At 67.1% G+C, this 17,729-nt stretch carries 19 protein-coding genes; 9 read left to right on the forward strand and 10 right to left on the reverse strand.

The features are described from left to right. Positions 1-61: 61 nt before the first annotated feature. From C3E99_RS07225 to ectA, 7 genes are read right to left on the reverse strand one after another with little or no spacing between them, the layout of a single operon-like run. The gene (locus C3E99_RS07225) at positions 62-1,411 is read right to left on the reverse strand and encodes an MFS transporter (protein ID WP_076075550.1); all 1,350 of its coding nucleotides are present in this window, start codon (positions 1,409-1,411) and stop codon (positions 62-64) included. Then, on the reverse strand, positions 1,408-2,646 hold the full coding sequence (locus tag C3E99_RS07230; protein ID WP_076075549.1) for an MFS transporter: 1,239 nt from the start codon (positions 2,644-2,646) through the stop codon (positions 1,408-1,410). The genes C3E99_RS07225 and C3E99_RS07230 overlap by 4 nt, the downstream gene beginning before the upstream one ends. A 10-nt stretch (positions 2,647-2,656) precedes the next feature. Next, entirely contained in the window at positions 2,657-4,117 is a 1,461-nt protein-coding gene (locus C3E99_RS07235; protein WP_076075547.1) for an aspartate kinase, read from the reverse strand. Continuing rightward, entirely contained in the window at positions 4,114-5,034 is a 921-nt protein-coding gene (gene thpD, locus C3E99_RS07240; RefSeq protein ID WP_076075546.1) for an ectoine hydroxylase, read from the reverse strand. The genes C3E99_RS07235 and thpD overlap by 4 nt, the downstream gene beginning before the upstream one ends. A 30-nt stretch (positions 5,035-5,064) precedes the next feature. After that, positions 5,065-5,466 carry an ectoine synthase gene (locus C3E99_RS07245; RefSeq protein ID WP_067110882.1) on the reverse strand — a complete coding sequence of 134 codons (402 nt, stop codon included), beginning with the start codon at positions 5,464-5,466 and terminating at the stop codon, positions 5,065-5,067. Between the two features lie 17 nt (positions 5,467-5,483). Further along, positions 5,484-6,788, reverse strand: a complete 1,305-nt coding sequence (gene ectB / locus C3E99_RS07250) for a diaminobutyrate--2-oxoglutarate transaminase (RefSeq protein ID WP_174521666.1) — start codon at positions 6,786-6,788, stop codon at positions 5,484-5,486. A gap of 2 nt (positions 6,789-6,790) precedes the next feature. Continuing rightward, the gene (ectA, locus tag C3E99_RS07255) at positions 6,791-7,303 is read right to left on the reverse strand and encodes a diaminobutyrate acetyltransferase (RefSeq protein WP_067110928.1); all 513 of its coding nucleotides are present in this window, start codon (positions 7,301-7,303) and stop codon (positions 6,791-6,793) included. A 258-nt stretch (positions 7,304-7,561) separates the two neighbouring features. Between ectA and C3E99_RS07260 the strand changes: the two genes are divergently transcribed. The 7 genes from C3E99_RS07260 to C3E99_RS07290 all read left to right on the forward strand — a co-directional run bounded on the left by C3E99_RS07260 (position 7,562) and on the right by C3E99_RS07290 (position 12,160). Then, a complete protein-coding gene (locus C3E99_RS07260) occupies positions 7,562-8,056 on the forward strand; it encodes a MarR family winged helix-turn-helix transcriptional regulator (protein ID WP_067110876.1) in 495 nt (164 codons plus the stop codon). Positions 8,057-8,107: 51 nt separating this feature from the next. Beyond that, on the forward strand, positions 8,108-9,331 hold the full coding sequence (locus tag C3E99_RS07265; protein ID WP_442800481.1) for a glycosyltransferase family 4 protein: 1,224 nt from the start codon (positions 8,108-8,110) through the stop codon (positions 9,329-9,331). Positions 9,332-9,371: 40 nt separating this feature from the next. Then, complete coding sequence (locus C3E99_RS07270; RefSeq protein ID WP_067110925.1) at positions 9,372-9,902, forward strand: sigma-70 family RNA polymerase sigma factor; 531 nt, start codon at positions 9,372-9,374, stop codon at positions 9,900-9,902. Next, positions 9,895-10,617, forward strand: coding sequence for an anti-sigma factor family protein (locus C3E99_RS07275; RefSeq protein ID WP_067110871.1), 723 nt, complete (start codon positions 9,895-9,897; stop codon positions 10,615-10,617). Before C3E99_RS07270 ends, C3E99_RS07275 begins: the two co-directional genes overlap by 8 nt. A 19-nt stretch (positions 10,618-10,636) precedes the next feature. Then, positions 10,637-10,984 carry a hypothetical protein gene (locus C3E99_RS07280; RefSeq protein ID WP_076075541.1) on the forward strand — a complete coding sequence of 116 codons (348 nt, stop codon included), beginning with the start codon at positions 10,637-10,639 and terminating at the stop codon, positions 10,982-10,984. Between the two features lie 60 nt (positions 10,985-11,044). Continuing rightward, a complete protein-coding gene (locus tag C3E99_RS07285; RefSeq protein ID WP_104959633.1) occupies positions 11,045-11,815 on the forward strand; it encodes a DUF72 domain-containing protein in 771 nt (256 codons plus the stop codon). A 75-nt stretch (positions 11,816-11,890) separates the two neighbouring features. Next, a complete protein-coding gene (locus C3E99_RS07290; RefSeq protein WP_067110861.1) occupies positions 11,891-12,160 on the forward strand; it encodes a DUF6961 family protein in 270 nt (89 codons plus the stop codon). Here C3E99_RS07290 and folK read toward each other — a convergent pair. The 3 genes from folK to C3E99_RS07305 all read right to left on the reverse strand — a co-directional run bounded on the left by folK (position 12,157) and on the right by C3E99_RS07305 (position 14,550). Next, complete coding sequence (folK, locus tag C3E99_RS07295; protein ID WP_082797147.1) at positions 12,157-12,717, reverse strand: 2-amino-4-hydroxy-6-hydroxymethyldihydropteridine diphosphokinase; 561 nt, start codon at positions 12,715-12,717, stop codon at positions 12,157-12,159. The two genes, C3E99_RS07290 and folK, sit on opposite strands and share 4 nt — an antisense overlap. A 418-nt stretch (positions 12,718-13,135) precedes the next feature. Then, the gene (locus C3E99_RS07300; protein WP_076075534.1) at positions 13,136-13,612 is read right to left on the reverse strand and encodes an RNA pyrophosphohydrolase; all 477 of its coding nucleotides are present in this window, start codon (positions 13,610-13,612) and stop codon (positions 13,136-13,138) included. Further along, on the reverse strand, positions 13,609-14,550 hold the full coding sequence (locus C3E99_RS07305; RefSeq protein ID WP_067109953.1) for an alpha/beta hydrolase: 942 nt from the start codon (positions 14,548-14,550) through the stop codon (positions 13,609-13,611). The genes C3E99_RS07300 and C3E99_RS07305 overlap by 4 nt, the downstream gene beginning before the upstream one ends. A gap of 193 nt (positions 14,551-14,743) precedes the next feature. On the opposite strand from C3E99_RS07305, the gene C3E99_RS07310 reads away from it, so the two are divergent. Beyond that, positions 14,744-16,606 carry a 2-oxoacid:acceptor oxidoreductase subunit alpha gene (locus tag C3E99_RS07310; RefSeq protein WP_076075531.1) on the forward strand — a complete coding sequence of 621 codons (1,863 nt, stop codon included), beginning with the start codon at positions 14,744-14,746 and terminating at the stop codon, positions 16,604-16,606. Between the two features lie 33 nt (positions 16,607-16,639). Then, positions 16,640-17,677, forward strand: coding sequence for a 2-oxoacid:ferredoxin oxidoreductase subunit beta (locus C3E99_RS07315; protein WP_076075529.1), 1,038 nt, complete (start codon positions 16,640-16,642; stop codon positions 17,675-17,677). Positions 17,678-17,729: the final 52 nt, after the last annotated feature.

Raw genomic sequence — 17,729 nt, forward strand, 5'->3', positions numbered from 1 at the left:
TGGCTTGAGATTTGCCTCGGGAATGGAGCATCGCGGCAGGCTCGGCCGATCCGCGATGGAGCTAGCGGTCGATGACCGATACCGGTTGCGCGAACGGATCGTCGCGCAGCGAGCTGCCCGCCGTCTCGGGCATGAAGCGCAGCGCGACGAGGCCGATCAGGCACGACAGGATCATGTAATAGGCGGGCATGAGCTGGTCGCCCGTCCAGCCGATCAGCGCGCTGCCGATCGCCGGAGCGGTTCCGCCGAAGATCGAGGTCGAGACATTATAGGCGATAGCGAAGCCCGCGAAGCGCACCGGGGTCGGGAACAGCGCGGGAAAGGTGGCCGAGATGGTCGCGAGCTGCGGGACGTAAAGCAGGCCGAGCAGGATGAAGGCGATGGTCGCACCAGCAAGGCCCGTGCCCATCAGCATGTAGAGCGGCACCACGCCGACCAGCAGGCCGATCAGCGAGACGCGCCACATCGGCCGCCGCCCGACGCGATCCGACAGCGCGCCAGCGAAGGGCAGGAACAGCATCATGAAGAACATGCCGACGATCGGCACGATCAGCGCCTCGTCGGGCGACAGGCCGATGCGCCGCTGGAGATAGGTGGGCATATAGCTGAGCAGCGTATAGTTGACGACGTTCAGCGCGACGACGAGCCCGCCGACGACGAGCAGCGGGCGCCAGTGATCGCGCATCAGCGTGCGCAGGCCGGGGGCTTGCCGTGCTTCGGCAACGACGCATTCCTCCAGGAAGATCGGCGTGTCTTCCATCCGCGAGCGCAGATAGGTGCCGATCAGCCCCAGGGGCGCGGCGATCAGGAAGGGGATGCGCCAGCCCCAGTCGTGCATCGCCGCGTCGCCGAGCGTCAGCGAGAAGATCAGCATCAGCGAAGCGCCGAGCGAGAAGCCCGCGAGCGTGCCGAATTCGAGGAAGCTGCCGAAAAAGCCGCGGCGGTCGTCGGGCGCATATTCGGCCATGAAGGTCGCCGCGCCGCCATATTCGCCGCCGGTCGAAAAGCCCTGGATCATGCGCAGGACGATCAGCAGCGTCGGCGCCCAGAATCCGATGCGGTCATAGGAGGGGATCAGCCCGACGCACAGCGTCGCGCCCGCCATCATCAGGATGGTGAGCGCGAGCACCGACTTGCGCCCGATCCGGTCGCCGAGCGGCCCCCAGAACAGGCCGCCCAGCGGCCGCACGAGAAAGGAGATGGCGAAGGTCGCGAGCGCGAACAATATCGCCTCGTCGGTATCGCCCGGGAACAGCGCTGCCGAGATATAGGTGACGCCATAGGCATAGATGCCGTAGTCGAACCATTCGGTCGCATTGCCCAGCGCCGAGGCGGCGATCGCGCGGCGCAGCGTCGAGGGATCGGCGCTGGATGGCGCGCAGGCGGGTTGCGCGAGGGTTTGCGTGGTCATGTCATCACCTGTTGTTGCGGGTCTGCGGCGGGATCGAGCAGCGCGGCGGTCGGGGTCGTGCGCGGCAGGATCTGGAAATCCTGCTGCGCCTCGCCCGGCACCGCGTCGGTCACCGCGAGGCGCCAGAGCCCGAAGACGAGCATCGCGCCGGCTGCGAGCGCGATGAAGAGGAAAAGGCCGCCAGCGCCCGCAAGCGTCATCGCCGCCGCGCCGCCGATCGGGCCGAGCGCGGCGCCGACCGAATAGAGGAGGACGAGTTGCCCGCTCGCGGTCACGCGCTCCGAAGGCAGCAGCCGGTCGTTGGCGTGCGCGACGCTGAGCGGATAGAGCGCGAAACCGAGCCCGCCGAAGGCGAAGCCGAGCGCGAGCAGCAGTGTGCCCGACGGCTGCATCGCCAGCGCGACGCTGACCGCCAGCGTCAGCGCGAAGCCGCCGACGATCACGCGGCGGCGGTCGTAGCGGTCGGACAGGTGCCCGAGCGGCCATTGCAGCGCCACCCCGCCGAGAATCACGACCATCATGAAGGTCGCGGTCGCTGCGAGGCTGAGCCCGAGCCGCCGCGCATAGATGGCGGCGAGGCCGTAGAAGGCGCCGAGCAGCAGTCCGGTGATCCCGGCGCCGACGACGCCGAGCGGCGAAGCGGCGAACAGGCGGCGGAGCGGCAGCGACGCGGCTTCCGTCAGCGCCGGGGCGGTGCTGCGCGTCAGGCAGATCGGGATGATCGCGAGCGAGATCAGGATCGAGGCGAGTTCGAACGGCACCTGCGGCGCCGTGCTGCCCGAACGGAGCAGCAACTGGCCGATCGCCTGTCCCGAATAGAGGGCGACCATGTAGGACGCGAGCACCGTGCCGCGCGTATCGGGCTCGGCGCGGTCGTTGAGCCAGCTTTCGAGGCAGACGAAGACCCCCGCGACGCAGACGCCGTCGATCAGGCGCAACACGCCCCACAACAGGGGCTGCTGGACCAGCGCATAGGCAAGGGTGCTGGCCGAAAGCAACGCAACGAACGCCGCAAAGGACCGGATATGCCCCACCCCCCGCACCACGCCCCCGGCGCGCAGCGCACCGATCACCAGCCCGCCGAAATAGGCGGTCGCGACGAGGCCGATGACCATCGTTCCGCTACCCTCGCGTTCGAGCCGCAGGCCGATCAGCGTCGACAGAAAGCCGCTGCCCGCCATCATCACGAAGATGGCGATCAGCAGGCTGCGGACCGGGCGGATCGAGGCGAGCATGGGCGGCGCGTCAGGCGGCGCGCCGATCCTCCGCCGGCGCCGCCTCGTTCTCGACCAGCGCCCCATCCTCGACCAACACCTTGTGCAGTGCGCGCACCGCGGTATCGAAATCGTGCGGCGCGACGAGGAACTGCACGTCGACGTTGCGTATCTGGTGCTGCATCGCGATCATCGACACCCCCGCCGCGTCGAGCGCGCGCAGCGCCTCGGTGACGAGGCCGGGGCGCGAGATGTCGCTGCCGATCACCGACACCATCGCGACCGGCTGCGCGGTGATCGACGCGTCGGGATATTGGTCCTGCAATTCGGCGGCTGCCCGGTTCACCGCGGCGGCATTCGCCGACAGATAATGGGTGATGGTGTTGGCGTTCGACGATTTGCTGACGATCCACAGCTTGTGGCGGGTCAGCGCGGCAAGGATCGCGGCATCATACCCCTTCACCCCGACCATGTCCTGCTCGAAGAATTGCAGCGCCTGCATCTGGCGCAGGCCGGTAACGATCTCGACCCGCGGGACGTCGGAGACATAGTCGCCGGTGACGAGCGTCCCCGCATCCTCGCGGTCGAAACTGTTGCGGACGCGCAGCGGAATGCCCGACTGGCGCAGTCCGCGCCCCGCGCCCGGATGGATCGCCTCCATGCCCAGATTGGCGAGCTGGTCGGCGACGTCGTAATTGGTGCGGCCGATCTTGCGCGCCCACCGCTCGCCGACCAGCTTCGGGTCGGCGCTCGACAGGTGAAACTCCTTGTGGATGATCGCCTCGCGCGCGCCGGTCAGGACGGCAATGCGCGAAAAGGTCATTTCGGTGTAGCCACGCGCATAGCGCCGCACCATGCCGCCCTCGCAGCCGGCATAGCCGGTGACGATCGGCAGGGTGGTGCGCAGGTCGATCGCCGCGAACGCCTCTTCGATCCGCGCGTCGAGGCTGCGCACGTCGTCCTCGTCCCACAGCGTCAGGTCGACGAAGCGCGCGTTGACGTCGCGGTCGCAGAGCAGCAGCGCGGTGCTGTGCGCGCTGTGTGCCTCGCCGATCCCGGCGAGCAGTTCGCGCACCGTCACGAACTGGTCCTTCAGGCTGAATCGCCCATGGCTGCGCAGCCGCGCGAGATCGTCGAGGCAGGCGGCGACGGCATCGACCCGCGCATCGACGAAGCGGTCGGCTTCGGCACGGCTTTCGGGCCGCGCGAACATCTCCGCATTGCGCGCGCGCATCGCCGCGCGCACCCGCTCCATCGCCGCGCGCCATGCCCCGGCATCGTCGTCGTCGACGAAATGGCCATAGACGCCGGGTTCGCCGCTCTTCTTGTTCTCGAGCAGCAGGTCGGTCATCCCGGCATAGGCGGAGACGACGAAGATGCGGTTATAAAGGTCGCCGCCCGAACGTCCCGCGATCAGCACATTGTCGAACAGGGTCGCGGTCGCGGCCATCGAGGTGCCGCCGACCTTCTCGACGCTATGATGCCTCCTCATGCCGGCACCGCTTCGACGAGCGGGCCCGACGCGACCGTCAGCGGCTCGGGCTCGCCGCGATGGGCCAGGAACCACGGCCGCGGCTTGTCGACGCCGAACGGCTTTTCCAGCCGGTTGCTGACCGCATTATAGACGAGGAAGGCGTTGGCGCGGGGGAAGGGCGTGATGTTGCCGTTCGATCCGTGCATCAGGTTGCAATCGAACAGGATGACGGTGCCGGGCTTGCCGGTCGGCGCGACAATGCCATGATCGTGCGCCAGTTCGGCGAGGTGATCCTCGTCGGGCACGCCATATTCCTGTTTCCTGAGCGAACTCAGATAATGGTCTTCGGGCGTCTCGCCGACGCAGGTCAGATAGGATCGGTGCGACCCCGGAATGACCATCAGCGGCCCGTTGTGCGGCGTATTCTCGGCGAGCAGCACCGACATCGACAGCGCGCGCATCCGCGGCATGCCGTCCTCGACATGCCACGTCTCGAAATCGCTGTGCCAATAGAATTCCTTGCCCTTGAAACCCGGTTTATAGTTGAGGCGCGACTGGTGGATGTAAACCTCGTCGCCGAGCAGGAAGCGCGCGACGTTGGCGAGCCGCGCGTCGGACGCGAGCCGCGCCATCGCGTCGCTCTGGCGGTGAATCTCGAAGATCGAGCGGATTTCACGGCTCTGCGGCTCGGCGACGATCGTCTCCGCGTCGAGCGCGGCGGGATCGGCGAGCAGCTTGCTCGCCGCCGCCTGCAGATGCGCGACCTCAGCGTCCGAGAAGACGCCTTCGAGAACGAGATAGCCGTCGCGGTCGAACCGGGCGGCCTGCGCCTCGCTAACCGGCGCATCCGGGTTCCAGTCGCCATGGACGACGGGGTCGAGACGCGGCAGCAGTTCGGCGCTCGCCGCGTGCCGCGATGGGTAGAGGTCTTTCACGGGACGTCCCCCTGCTGATGATGGATGGACTCAGTCGGCGGCGACGAGATCGGCCTCGGCCGGATAGGCACCGTTCTCGTCATGCACTTCCTTGCCGGTGACCGGCGGGTTGAAGACGCACGCGGTCAATATGTCGGTCTCGGGCCGCACGACGTGCCGGTCATGGTCGTTGAGCGCATACATGACGCCGGGCTGCAGCCTGTGGATTTCGCCGGTCGCGAGATCCTCGATCGTCCCGGTGCCCTTGAGGACGAGCACGGCTTCGAGGTGGTTTTGATAGTGCATCTTCAATTCCTCGCCGGCGAACATCGTCGTGACGTGGAAGGAAAAGCCCATATCGTCGTCCTTGAGCAGCAGGCGGGCGCTGACCCAGCCGTTCGAGCGGACGTTGCGATCCGATTTGCGGATATCGCCGAGATTGCGGATGAGCATGGTGTATCTCCTGTTGGTTATTCGGCGGCGACGGCGAAATCGTCGGCCATCGCCTCGCGCAGGCTCGTTTCGAGAATGTCGAGGCCGCCCGCGAGCAGCGCGTCGTCGATGATAAGCGGGGCGAGGATCTTGATGACCTCGCCGTGCGCGCCGCTGGTCTCGATGATCAGACCTGCATCGAAACAGGCGGCGGTCACCGCGTCGGCAAGCTCGCCCGATCCGACATTGATGCCGCGCATCATGCCGCGACCGCGGGTCTCGAAGCCATGCTCGGCGGCCATCGCATCGAGCCGCGCCGCGAGCAGGTCGCCGCGTCGCGCGATATCCGCCGTGAAGGCCCCGTCGCTCCAGAAATGGCGCAGCGCGGCGGTGGCGGTGACGAAGGCGTGGTTGTTGCCGCGAAAGGTGCCGTTATGCTCGCCCGGCGACCATTGGTCGAGTTCGGGCCGGAACAGCGTCAGCGCGAAGGGCAGCCCCATGCCCGACAGCGACTTGGCCTGCGTGACGATGTCGGGCGTGAAACCCATCCCTTCAAAGCTGAAGAAGGAGCCGGTTCGTCCACAGCCGGCCTGGATATCGTCGACGATCAGCAGCGCGCCATGCGCTTTCGCCAGCGCGGCGATGCGGCGCAGCCATTCAGGCGATGCGGTGTTGAGGCCGCCTTCGCCCTGCGCCGTTTCGACGAGGATCGCGGCAGGGGCGTCGAGGCCGCTCGACGGGTCGGCGAGCCGCTGCGCGAGCAGGTCGGCGGTATCGACTTCGGGCCCGTGATAGCCGTCATAGGGTTCGTGGCTGACATGGGACAGCGGCACGCCCGCGCCGCCGCGCTTCGCGGCATTGCCGGTGCAGGCGAGCGCGCCCAGCGTCATGCCGTGAAAGCCGTTGGTGAAGGCGACGACCATCTCGCGCCCCGTGACCTTGCGCGCGAGCTTGATCGCCGCCTCGACCGCGTTAGTGCCGGTCGGGCCCGTGAACATCGCGCGATAGTCGAGCCCGCGCGGCTTCAGGATCAGCGCCTCATAGGTTTCGAGGAAGGCCGCCTTCGCGTCGGTGTGAAGGTCGAGGCCGTGGGCGATGCCGTCGTCGGCGATATAGTCGAGCAGCGCCTGCTTCAGGATCGGATGGTTGTGCCCATAGTTGAGCGTCGAGCAGCCCGACAGGAAATCGAGATAGCGGCCGCCGCGATTGTCGTGCATCCACACGCCCGCCGCCTTGCCGAACTGGCGCGGCATCGACCGGGCATAGCTGCGGACCCCCGATTCACGGCGCTCATAGATGCTCCTGTCCGGAATCGCGCCGGACGGTTGAGGTGTCATGGTCATGATTATCCCTGTGCTTGCTGAAACTTGCTGCGATCGATCGGGCCGATGCGGGCCTGATATTCGGTGGCGTGCGCACCGGCGAAATGGGTCTGGTTGTCGAACAGGACGCTACGCTCGAACGGCGCGTCCCAGGCGCGCGCGAGGCCGCGAAAGAGCGCCCACGAGGCATCATTGTCGTCGGTGACGGTCGTCGTCAGGTGCGTTGCGTCCTGCTGCGCGGGGCGGGCGAACAATGCCCCGATCATCCGGCTGGCGAGTCCTTTCCCGCGCCCCTCGACCGCGACCGCCACCTGCCACACGAAAAAGGCGTGCGGGTCGGACGGCGGGTGGTGGCCGGACACCCAGCCGACGATCCGGCCGTCCTTTTCCGCCACGATGCACTGATCGGCGAAATGCGCGCACTGGATGAGGTTGCAATAGGCGGAATTGCGATCGAGCGGTGGACAGCGCGCGATCAGGGCGGTGATTGCCGGTCCGTCTTCGGCAACCGGTTTGCGCAGTTGCAGACCCGGCATCGATGCCGGCGCCGCGTCCGACACAGGCCTCAAGGGCAAGGATTCATTATTCTGGCGTTGATCCAGTATCGTTCATCTCCTGAAATATATTTCGGAGTCGCATGAAAAATTGCGAGTGGGATGTGCAAAAACATACGCATTATTGAGAAGCGATCAACCCCTGCGGGGAAAAATGGTTCATAAAGCGAAATATATTTACCCGCATTCATCGGGAAGAATGGGATTGGTGCCGCCCCTCCGTGCCGCTAACAGGGGCGCATGCAGACCGAGATTGCGAATGCGACCCTGAAGGCCTTGCGGCGTATCCTGCGCGCGACCGATCGTGGGAGCCGCAAGCTGGCGGCGGCGACCGGCCTGACCCCGTCGCAACTGCTCGTCCTGCGCGAGGTCGAGGCGCGGGAAGAGGTCACGCCGGGAACGATCGCCCAGCGGCTCCAGTTCAGCCACGCCACGATCACGGCCATCACCGACCGGCTCGTCGCCCTCGGCCTCGTGACGCGGCGGCGCAGCGAGCGGGACAAGCGGCAGATATTCCTGGATGCGACCGCGGAGGGCCGGCAGCGGCTCGCCGATGCGCCGGATGCGCTGCAGGAAATCTTCGCGCACCGCTTCGCCGCGCTGCCGTCGTGGGAGCAGGCGATGATCCTCGCGAGCACCGAGCGGCTGGCGGCGCTTCTGGGCGCCGCGGATATCGACGCCGCGCCGCTGCTCGACACCGGGCTGATCGACCGGGAGGGAACCGGCGCTCCGTAGATCGGGCGCGAGCCGATGGAATAACCGGGCCGCGACAGGCGTATGCCTGTCATGTCCGGCATTTTATCACGTTCCTCTCCCTTGCTTGTCCAGCCCCGGTCCACGCGGACCGCCCCTTTGCGAATCGCCTTGTTTTCCGGAAATTATGATTGCGTTCGCGATGGCGCCAACCGCGCCCTGAACCGGCTGGTGGACCATCTTCTGCGCCAGGCTGGCGCGCAGGTGCGCATCTATTCGCCGACGGCTCCGCAAAAGGCTTTCGCTTCGGTCGGCGACGTCGTGTCGGTCCGCTCGGCCTGCATTCCCGGGCGGCCCGAATATCGGCTCGCGCTCGGCTTCACGCGCTCGGCCCGCGCGGACATGGAGGCTTTTGCACCCGACATCGTCCACCTGTCCGCGCCCGACATTCTCGGTCGGCAGGCCCAGAAGTATGCGCGGGCCGCCGGCATCCCGGTGGTGGCGAGCCTGCACACCCGGTTCGAAACCTATCTCGACTATTATCGCCTCGGCTTCCTTCGGCGGCCCGTCGTCGATTATCTGGCGCGCTTCTACGGCGACAGCGATCACATCCTCGCGCCGACGCCGCCGATCCGCGACGAGATGGCCAGCCGCTTCGGCGACCGGAAGGTCTCGATATGGTCGCGCGGGGTCGACCGCGCGATGTTTCATCCGGCGCTGCGGAGCGAGGCGCTGCGTGCCCGGCTGGGCTACAAGCCGGACGAGATCGTGCCGCTGTTCTTCGGCCGGCTGGTGCTCGAAAAGGGGCTCGGCCTGTTCGCCGAGACGATCGCCCGACTGCGGTCGCAGGGGTTGGCGGTGCGCCCGATGATCGTCGGCGACGGTCCGGCGCGCGACTGGATCGCACGCCGTTTGCCCAACGCGACCTTCATGGGCCTGCTCGAAGGAAGCGAACTGGGCCATGCGGTGGCCAGCGCCGATCTTCTCATCAACCCCAGCGTCACCGAAGCCTTCGGAAACGTCAATCTGGAGGCGATGGCGTCCGGCCTCGGCGTGGTGTCGGCCGATGTCGCGAGCGCGTCGGCGCTGATCGATCACGAACGGACCGGCCTGCTGGTGCCGGCGCGCGACGCCGGGGCCTATGCGGCCGCAGCGGCGCGGCTCATCGGCGAACCGGTCCGTCTTCGCCTGCTGGGCCGCGCGGCGAGCGACGCCGCCGACCGCTTCCGCTGGAAAGAGATACTGGCGGAGGTCGCGCGCGTCTATGAGCGCGTCGCGCGCCGCGAATCCGTTCCGGCCTTGGCGAAAGTCGCCTGACGATGGCGAAACCGGTGCTTTTGGTGCATATGAGCCCGCGATGACCGATCGCCATGAAGACGACGATATCGCCGGCGAGCTGGCCGCGATGCGACGCTATGCCCGCGCGCTGGCCCGCGATCACCACGACGCCGACGACGTGGTGCAGGACGCCGTCGTTCGCGCGATCGAGCGCGATGCCGGTTACGAGCGGGGCCGGAGCCGCCGGCGCTGGCTGCTCGCGATCGTTCACAACGTCTTCGTTTCCGGGCTCCGGCGGCGGGCGGCCGAGCGACGGCGCGACGACCGCTTCGCCGAGACGCTGGTCGCCCATTCGGACGCGGCGCAGGAACATCACGCCCGGCTGACCGATATCGCGCGCTGCTTCGCGGCGCTGCCCGAGCATCAGCGCGCGGTGCTGCACCTGACCGCGGTTGAGGGACTGAGCTATCAGGAATGCGCCGACCTGCTGGATGTTCCGGTCGGGACGGTGATGTCGCGGCTCGCCCGGGCGCGCACGGCGCTTCGCGAACTGGACGAGCAGCCGGTCCCGACGACCGCGCTGCGCATCGTGGGAGGGCGGGGTGACTGACGGACCGAGCGATATGGAGATCGATGCCTATATCGACGGCGAGCTCGATGTCGAAGGCCGCTTCGCGGTCGAGGACTATCTGCGCCGCCATCCCGAAAAGGCGGCGGCGGTCCTTGGCGACATGGGGCGGCGCAGCGCGTTGCAACTCCTCGCGCGTGGCCGGCAGCCGGTGCCGGCGCATCTGATCGAGGTGGCGCGCTCGCTTTTCTCCGCCGCACCCGCGCGGCGCCGGCTCTGGGCGCCGCTGGGCGGGCTGGCGGCCGCAGGAATGGCGGCGCTGGTGCTGACGGTCGTCATCCGCACGCCGCCTGCCTATGTCGACGATGCGCTGACCTCGCACCGCGTCGCCCTTTTGCGCGCGGCGATGGATTCGCAGGTCGAGGCGCCGCGCTTCAACGCGCAGGAAATCCGCCGCGCGACCAACATCGCCGTGCCTGCGGTTCCGGAGGACTGGACGGTCACCGACGTGCAGCTCTTTCCGACGGAGCGGGGCCCGGCGCTGCTGATGGCGGTGCAGACGCAGGAGGGCGACCGGCTTTCCATCTTCCTACAGCGCCGGAAGAATGGCGCGCCCGAACAGCCCGACGCGATCCGCGAGGGCGCGCAGTCGGTAGCCTACTGGCGGCGCGGTGACATGTCCTACGCGCTGGTCGGCGAAAGCGAACCCGGCGAGATGGACGCGAGGGCGGAAGTGCTTGCACGCACATGGTCCTGATGCGGTATAGGGCAGCCGTATGGATCGATTGTTCAGGCTCTTCTTCTGGCTGGCGCTGCTCGTCACGCTCTGGTTCGCATGGTCTCCGCAACCCCCCATGCTGATCGAAAGCGACAAATCGCAGCATATGCTGGCTTTCGTGGTGCTGACCCTGCTGTTCTTCCTGGCCTATCCCGCCGTCCGCTGGTTTTGGGTCCTCGCGGCACTGGCGTCACTTGGCGCGTTGATCGAATTCGTGCAGGCGGTGCCGACGCTGCACCGCGACAGCGACATCGGCGACTGGTATGCCGACCTCGCCGCGATTGCGCTGACCATCGCGCTTTGCGTCGCGGTTCGGAAATTCGCCCGAAGGGAACGGGCGGGATAAAGCCTTCGACGAGGGCGGCCGACACCGGAACGCCCGCGCTGCAAGGGCGTTGGGAGACACATGTCGGTCAGGATCGGAACGGCGGGCTGGAGCATCGCGGCGCGTTATGCCGATGGCTTTCCGCACGAAGGCTTCGCGCTCGAACGCTATGCCGCGCGGCTTTCGTGCGTGGAGGTCAATTCATCCTTCTACCGATCCCATCGTCCCGAGACATGGTCGCGATGGGGCGCCATCGTGCCGCGCGATTTTTGTTTTTCGGTCAAGGTGCCGCGTGCGATCACCCATGAAAGGTCGCTGGTCGATTGCGGCGACCCGATTGCGAAGCTGCTCGACGAGACGGCCGGCCTTGGCGACAAGCTGGGCGTGCTGCTCGTTCAGATGTCGCCGAAGCTCGTCTTCGATGCCGCTATTGCCGGCACCTTCCTTGACCAACTCACCGCGGCGACTGCGGCTCGCGTGGTGTGCGAACCGCGGCATGCAAGCTGGTTCGCGGCCGAGGCCGACGCCCTGCTTGCCGGCCTGCGGGTCGCGCGGGTCGCCGCCGACCCCGCCCGGGTTCCTGCGGCGGCGATGCCCGGCGGATGGCGCGGCTTTTCCTATTGGCGGCTGCACGGGTCGCCCGTCATCTATCATTCGCCCTATGGGGCCGATCGGCTGAAATCCTATGGCGCGCAGCTCGGGCAGGCGGGATCGACGGCGCCGGCGTGGTGCATCTTCGACAATACAGCGTCCTTCGCCGCGCTGGGCGATGCGCTCGCGCTCGAAAGTCTGCTTTCGGCCGATAGCGCGCAGCGCGAAACTGACGGGCTCGCACCGCGCGTGCGTTCCTAACCTTTGTTATGGAAGCCATTGCGAGCGGTCCATATCGTCCTTGCAGCCCACAGGCATAGACAATGGAGTCGCGATATGGGAGCCAATGCCGATCATGATCTGTGGGGCCAGGCGCTCGCGTTCGAAAGCCGTTATGGCGACGATGCGCCGCGGATCATCGCCGGCAAGATCGAGCAGCTCAGGGCGTCCGGCGAGATCGCCGAAGCCGATTTCTGGGCCCAGGTTGCAGAGTGCCTGACCGATCTGCACGCGATCCGTTATCAGGGCTATGCGACACCCAGGGAAGTGCCGCTGGACCCGACCATCGTCGCGCCCGCTCCGAACGGCTCACCTTCCGGAGCCTAGTCCCCCGACCGTCCGCCGGCCGCGTGCGCCTGTGTCTTGCCGTCGATGGGCCTCGGGCGTTCGAGTCTTCGCAGCAATTGGCGGATGCTGTGCTGCGCCAGCGGATGGCGCCAGTGCGGCGCGATCGTCGTCAGGGGACGCAGCACGAAAAGGCGCCGCGCCATCTCCGGATGCGGGATGGTCAGCGCCGCGTCGCTCCACGCTCCGCCCGACCAGAGCAGGATATCGAGGTCGAGCGTCCGCGCGCTCCAGCGCTGGCCCTTGCGGCGCCCGAAGGCCGCCTCGATCGCCTTCAGTCGATCGAGCATTTCGGGCGGGCTGAGCGGCGACGCGACGAGCGCGACCGCATTGGCGTAACGCCGCCGCGACGGGCCGAGCGGTGCGCTGGCGATGATCGGACTCGCGTCGACCGGCTCGATCCCGACGCTCTCCATCGCGGCGAGCGCGGCCAGCAGCACCCGCCGCGGATCGCCATGGCGCGCATGGCGACGGTTCGACCCGAGCCCGATGGCATAGAGCGCCAGCGGCTCGGGAACATGGGAGGGCGCGTCGCGCATGCGGCGGCGCCTATCGCAAGCGGCCGGCGATTGTAAGCCTGGTGTGCAATCCGTGGGGTGTGCGCTTGGCGCATCCTATCCGAGTCACCGTCCCGTTCGTGTCGAGCGAAGTCGAAACACCTAATCGGTGTAGCGCAAGGCCGATGGGTGTCTCGACTACGCTCGACACGAACGGATTGAGATGGGCGCCGTTTAGCGGAGGGCGGATACGGATCCTGAAGCAGTTGGTGAAGATCCTTTCCGGCAAGGAACAACCGTTCCCCGGCGAAAGCCGGGATCCACGCGCGGCAGCGCTGTGCCATCTGGGCCCCGGCTTTCGCCGGGGAACAGACCTTATCTGCCTGATGGGTGCATATAGGCCAAGCAAGCTCAGGATGAGGAAAAGAGAAACCGCGCCGAAACCGTATCCCCACAGAATCTAAACGAGCGGGCGGAACTCCTCGACCACGGCGCGATAGAGCGCGCGCTTGAACGGGACGATCAGCCTTTCGAGCTCGTCGAGTTCTGCCCAGCGCCACGCGCGGAATTCCTGATGGGGGGTGACGATATGGACGTCGGCATCCTCGCCCATGAAGCGCATCAGGAACCAGTTCTGGCGCTGCCCGCGATAGCGGCCGCCCCACACCGTGCCGATCAGATCGTCGGGAAGGTCGTAGAGATGCTCGGTCCGGCTGCGCGCGATGATGTCGACCAGCCCCGCGTGGACGCCCGTTTCCTCCTCCAGCTCGCGCAGCGCCGCGGCTTCGGCGTCCTCGCCGGGGTCGATGCCGCCCTGCGGCATCTGCCAGGCGTCGGCGCTCGAATCGATCCGCTGGCCGACGAAGATGCGGCCGGTCCGATTGGCCAGCATCACCCCCGCGCAGGGGCGATAGGGCAGGGCGCCGGTGTCGCTCATGCCGTCTGTTCGGCCACGATCGCCTTGAGGACGGTCAGGTTGCCGCGAATATCGTCCCTGGCGCTGGGAACGCCCTGCGAAAGGCAGATATAGCCGTGGATGGTGCCCGCCGCCTCGCGATAGGTCGTGGGCACGCCCGCTTCGATCAGCTTGGCGGCATAGGCGCGGCCCTGGTCGCGCAGCGGGTCGAGGCCCGCGGTGACGAGCAGCGTCGGCGGCAGGCCTTCGGCAGGGAAGTTCAGCGGCGCGGCGCGGTAATCGTCCTCGACCCACTGATATTGGTCGCCGAACCAGGTCATGCCGGCTTCGGTCAGCAAATGGCCTTCCTTGAAATCGCGGTAGCTCTGCCAGTCGTTGTGGGTCGACACGGCCGGATAGATGGGATGGATGGCGATCACCGGCTTCGACGCCGGCCGGTCGCGCAGCGACAGCGCCGTGACGATGGTCAGGTTGCCGCCCGCGCTGTCGCCCGACAGGACCAGGCCGGTGCAGGGAAAATTGTCGGCGACCCAGCGCGTCGCGGCTTCGCAATCCTCGGGCGCGGCGGGGAAGGGGTGTTCCGGAGCCAGGCGGTAATCGACCGCGATCACCGGCATGTCGAGGATGCGCGCCGCCTCCGCGCAATAGGGATCGTGGGTTTCGAGATCGCCGATCACGAAGCCGCCGCCGTGATAGAAGACCATCACCGGCCCCGCTTCGCGGTCGGGCCGGTCGTCGTAGATGCGGATCGGAATCGCGCCCGCCGGCCCCGGGATGGTGCGATCCTCGACCTTGGCGATGGCGCCGCGCGGGACGTCGGCAAGCTGCCCCATCGCGCGCATCATCCCGCGCGCGCCCTCCGGCGGCAGTTCCTCCATCTTCGGGCCCTCCTGCGCGTTCAGGAAGGCGAGAAAACCCGCCACATCGGGGCGGACATAGGGGGTGGTGCCGTCGGTCATCCTGTCGATCCCTTGCTGTTGTCTGCGCAAGCTATTCGGCATCGCCGCGGATAATTCAATGGCATTTGACAACTGGTTTTGGAATGGCGGGTGCGCGGCTGCTTGGCCGCCGACAATTTTTTCTCAATTGCGGCTTGGCGCGGACGAGCCTAGGCCGAATCACGGTTCGCAGGTTTTGAAGGCAGAAGATAGAATGGCGACAGCGGTAGCGGACGAGGCGGCAGCACCCGAGTCCTCCCTTTCCGATGCGGTGGTGGTGCGTTTCGCGGGCGACTCGGGCGACGGCATGCAGCTCACCGGGGGGCAGTTCACGCTTTCGACCGCGCTGGCCGGAAACGATCTGGCGACTTTCCCCGACTTTCCCGCCGAGATCCGCGCGCCGCAGGGCACGCTGTTCGGCGTTTCGGCTTTCCAGATCAATTTCGGGTCGAGCGAGATCACGACCGCGGGCGACGCGCCCGACGTGCTCGTCGCGATGAACCCCGCGGCGCTCAAGACCAATGTCCCCCAGCTTAAGCCCGGCGGGCTGATCATCGCCGACGAGGGCGAGTTCAACGACCGCAACCTCGCCAAGGCGAAATATGACGCGAACCCGCTCGAGGACGGCAGCCTCGCCAAATGGCAGCTCCTCAAGCTCAACATCAGCCAGGCGACGATGGACGCGGTCAAGCCCTTCGGGCTCGGCAACAAGGAAGCGCTGCGCTGCAAGAACATGTGGACGCTGGGGCTGGCGCTCTGGATGTTCGACCGCGACCGCCAGCCGCTGATCGAATGGCTCAAGGCGAAGTTCGCCAAGGACCCCAATCTCGCCGACGCCAATATCGCGGCGCTCAACGCGGGCCACGCCTTCGGCGAGACGGCCGAGCTGTCGGGGCCGCTCAAGCAGCATCACGTTGCGCCGGCGCCCGTCGCACCGGGCCTCTATCGCACGCTGACGGGGGCCGAGGCGATCGCGCTCGGCCTCGTTGCGGGCGCGCAGCTTGCGAAGCTGCCGATGTTCTTCGGCGGCTATCCGATCACGCCTGCGTCGGCGATCCTCCACCATCTGTCGCGGCTCAAGGAATATGACGTCACGACCTTTCAGGCCGAGGACGAAATCGCCGCCATCTGCTCGGCGATCGGTGCCAGCTATGGCGGTTCGCTCGGCGTGACCAGTTCGTCGGGGCCGGGTATCGCGCTCAAGGGCGAGGCGATGGGGCTCGCGATCATGACCGAGCTGCCGCTGGTCATCGTCAATTCGCAGCGCGGCGGCCCCTCGACCGGCCTGCCGACCAAGACCGAGCAATCCGACCTCTATCAGGCGGTCTATGGCCGCAACGGCGACGCGCCGATGCCGGTGATCGCCGCGCGCTCGCCGGGCGACGCCTTCGAATGCGCGATCGAGGCGTGCCGCATCGCGACGCAATATATGACGCCGGTGATGCTGCTGACCGACGGCTACATCGCCAATGCCGCCGAACCGTGGAAGGTCCCCGACCTGACCGCTTACGAGGCGTTCCCGGTCGAGTTCCTGACCGAAGTGCCGGAGGGCGGATTCAAGCCCTATGGCCGCGACGAAAAGCTGGCGCGCCCGTGGGTGAAGCCGGGAACGCCCGGCCTGCTCCATCGCATCGGCGGGATCGAGAAGGAGGTCGACACCGGCCACCTCAACTATCAGCCCGCCAACCATCAGGCGATGACCGACCTGCGCAAGACGAAGATCGACGGGGTCAAGGTTCCCGACCAGATCGTCGAACTCGGCGCCGAGGGCGGCCGGCTCGCGGTCGTCGGCTGGGGATCGACCTATGGCCCGATCCACCAGGCGGTGCGCCGCAAGCGCGCCGAAGGGGCGGACGTCAGCCACATCCATATCCGCCACATCTGGCCGCTGCCCGCCAATCTGGGTGCGCTGCTCAAGAGCTACGACCGGGTCATCGTGCCGGAGATGAACACGGGCCAGCTCAAGACGGTGCTCCGCGACCAGTATCTGGTCGACGCGAAACCGGTGAACAAGGTTTCGGGCCAGCCCTTCCGCATCGCCGAGATCGAAGCCGCCATCGAGAAGGCGCTGGGCTGACGCGAAAGCGTCGTTGCCCCGAGAGGAAACAGCATGAACGAGATGACCACCATCGCCCGCACCACGACGCTCAAGGACTGGGAGACCGATCAGGAGGTTCGCTGGTGTCCCGGCTGCGGCGACTATGCGATCCTGAAGGCGGTGCAGCGCACGCTGCCCGACATCGGCGCGGTGCCGGAAAATACGGTGTTCATCAGCGGTATCGGCTGTTCGTCGCGTTTTCCCTATTATGTCGAAAGCTATGGCTTCCACACGATCCACGGCCGCGCGCCGGCGTTCGCGACGGGGCTGAAGCTCGCCAACCCGGACCTCGACGTGTGGATCATCACCGGCGACGGCGACGGGCTGTCGATCGGCGGCAATCACACGATGCACGTCATCCGCCGCAATCTCGACTGCCAGATCATGTTGTTCAACAACGAGATTTACGGCCTGACCAAGGGGCAATATTCGCCGACCAGCCGCGTCGGGACGAACAGTCCCTCGACCCCCTTCGGTTCGATCGACCGCCCGGCGCAGCCCTGTGCCTTCGCGCTCGGCGCGGGGGCGCGCTTCGTCGCGCGCGGCTTCGACGTGTCGAAGGAGCTGCCGAACGTGCTGAAGGCCGCGCACGCCCACAAGGGCGCCGCCTTTATCGAGATTTTTCAGAACTGTATCGTCTATAACAAGGACGTGTTCGAGGATTTCGCCGCGCCCAAGGGGGCGGAGGACCGCCAGCTCTGGCTGAAGCATGGCGAGCCGATGCTGTTCGCCAAGGGCGCCAAGGGGATCGCGCTCGACCATGCGGCGCTGACGCTCAAGGTCGTCGACGTGGCCGACGGCGACTGGCAGGCGGCGGGGGTGATCGTCCACGACGTCACCAACCGCAGCGTCGCGCACATGCTGGTCGAAATGCGCTTCGGCGAGTTCCCGATGGCGCTCGGCGTCCTTTACGACGACCCGCGCCCGACCTTCGAGGCCGATGTCTGGCGCCAGAACGAGGCGGCGGCCGCGGGCAAGACGGCCGACCTCCAGGGGCTGCTCAAGAAGGGGCAGACCTGGACGGTGAAGGAAGGCGGACCCGACCTTTAGGGTTCCGCCGTGCGCGCGGTGCCGGACCCTGACGTCATGGCGCCGCGCGACA

This window comes from Sphingopyxis sp. MG (assembly GCF_002953155.1).
GTDB lineage: Bacteria > Pseudomonadota > Alphaproteobacteria > Sphingomonadales > Sphingomonadaceae > Sphingopyxis > Sphingopyxis granuli.

Excerpts from the sequence above, each read along its gene's own strand:
- ectA (WP_067110928.1), bottom strand. The coding sequence starts at position 7,303 with ATGCCGGGTCTGCAACTGCGCAAACCGGTTGCCGAAGACGGACCGGCA.
- C3E99_RS07280 (WP_076075541.1), top strand. The coding sequence starts at position 10,637 with ATGGATCGATTGTTCAGGCTCTTCTTCTGGCTGGCGCTGCTCGTCACG.
- C3E99_RS07305 (WP_067109953.1), bottom strand. The coding sequence starts at position 14,550 with ATGACCGACGGCACCACCCCCTATGTCCGCCCCGATGTGGCGGGTTTT.
- C3E99_RS07300 (WP_076075534.1), bottom strand. The coding sequence starts at position 13,612 with ATGAGCGACACCGGCGCCCTGCCCTATCGCCCCTGCGCGGGGGTGATG.
- ectB (WP_174521666.1), bottom strand. The coding sequence starts at position 6,788 with ATGACCATGACACCTCAACCGTCCGGCGCGATTCCGGACAGGAGCATC.
- C3E99_RS07270 (WP_067110925.1), top strand. The coding sequence starts at position 9,372 with ATGACCGATCGCCATGAAGACGACGATATCGCCGGCGAGCTGGCCGCG.
- C3E99_RS07260 (WP_067110876.1), top strand. The coding sequence starts at position 7,562 with ATGCAGACCGAGATTGCGAATGCGACCCTGAAGGCCTTGCGGCGTATC.
- C3E99_RS07245 (WP_067110882.1), bottom strand. The coding sequence starts at position 5,466 with ATGCTCATCCGCAATCTCGGCGATATCCGCAAATCGGATCGCAACGTC.
- C3E99_RS07235 (WP_076075547.1), bottom strand. The coding sequence starts at position 4,117 with ATGAGGAGGCATCATAGCGTCGAGAAGGTCGGCGGCACCTCGATGGCC.
- C3E99_RS07230 (WP_076075549.1), bottom strand. The coding sequence starts at position 2,646 with ATGCTCGCCTCGATCCGCCCGGTCCGCAGCCTGCTGATCGCCATCTTC.
- C3E99_RS07285 (WP_104959633.1), top strand. The coding sequence starts at position 11,045 with ATGTCGGTCAGGATCGGAACGGCGGGCTGGAGCATCGCGGCGCGTTAT.
- C3E99_RS07265 (WP_442800481.1), top strand. The coding sequence starts at position 8,108 with ATGTCCGGCATTTTATCACGTTCCTCTCCCTTGCTTGTCCAGCCCCGG.
- C3E99_RS07315 (WP_076075529.1), top strand. The coding sequence starts at position 16,640 with ATGAACGAGATGACCACCATCGCCCGCACCACGACGCTCAAGGACTGG.
- C3E99_RS07290 (WP_067110861.1), top strand. The coding sequence starts at position 11,891 with ATGGGAGCCAATGCCGATCATGATCTGTGGGGCCAGGCGCTCGCGTTC.
- folK (WP_082797147.1), bottom strand. The coding sequence starts at position 12,717 with ATGCGCGACGCGCCCTCCCATGTTCCCGAGCCGCTGGCGCTCTATGCC.
- C3E99_RS07310 (WP_076075531.1), top strand. The coding sequence starts at position 14,744 with ATGGCGACAGCGGTAGCGGACGAGGCGGCAGCACCCGAGTCCTCCCTT.
- C3E99_RS07225 (WP_076075550.1), bottom strand. The coding sequence starts at position 1,411 with ATGACCACGCAAACCCTCGCGCAACCCGCCTGCGCGCCATCCAGCGCC.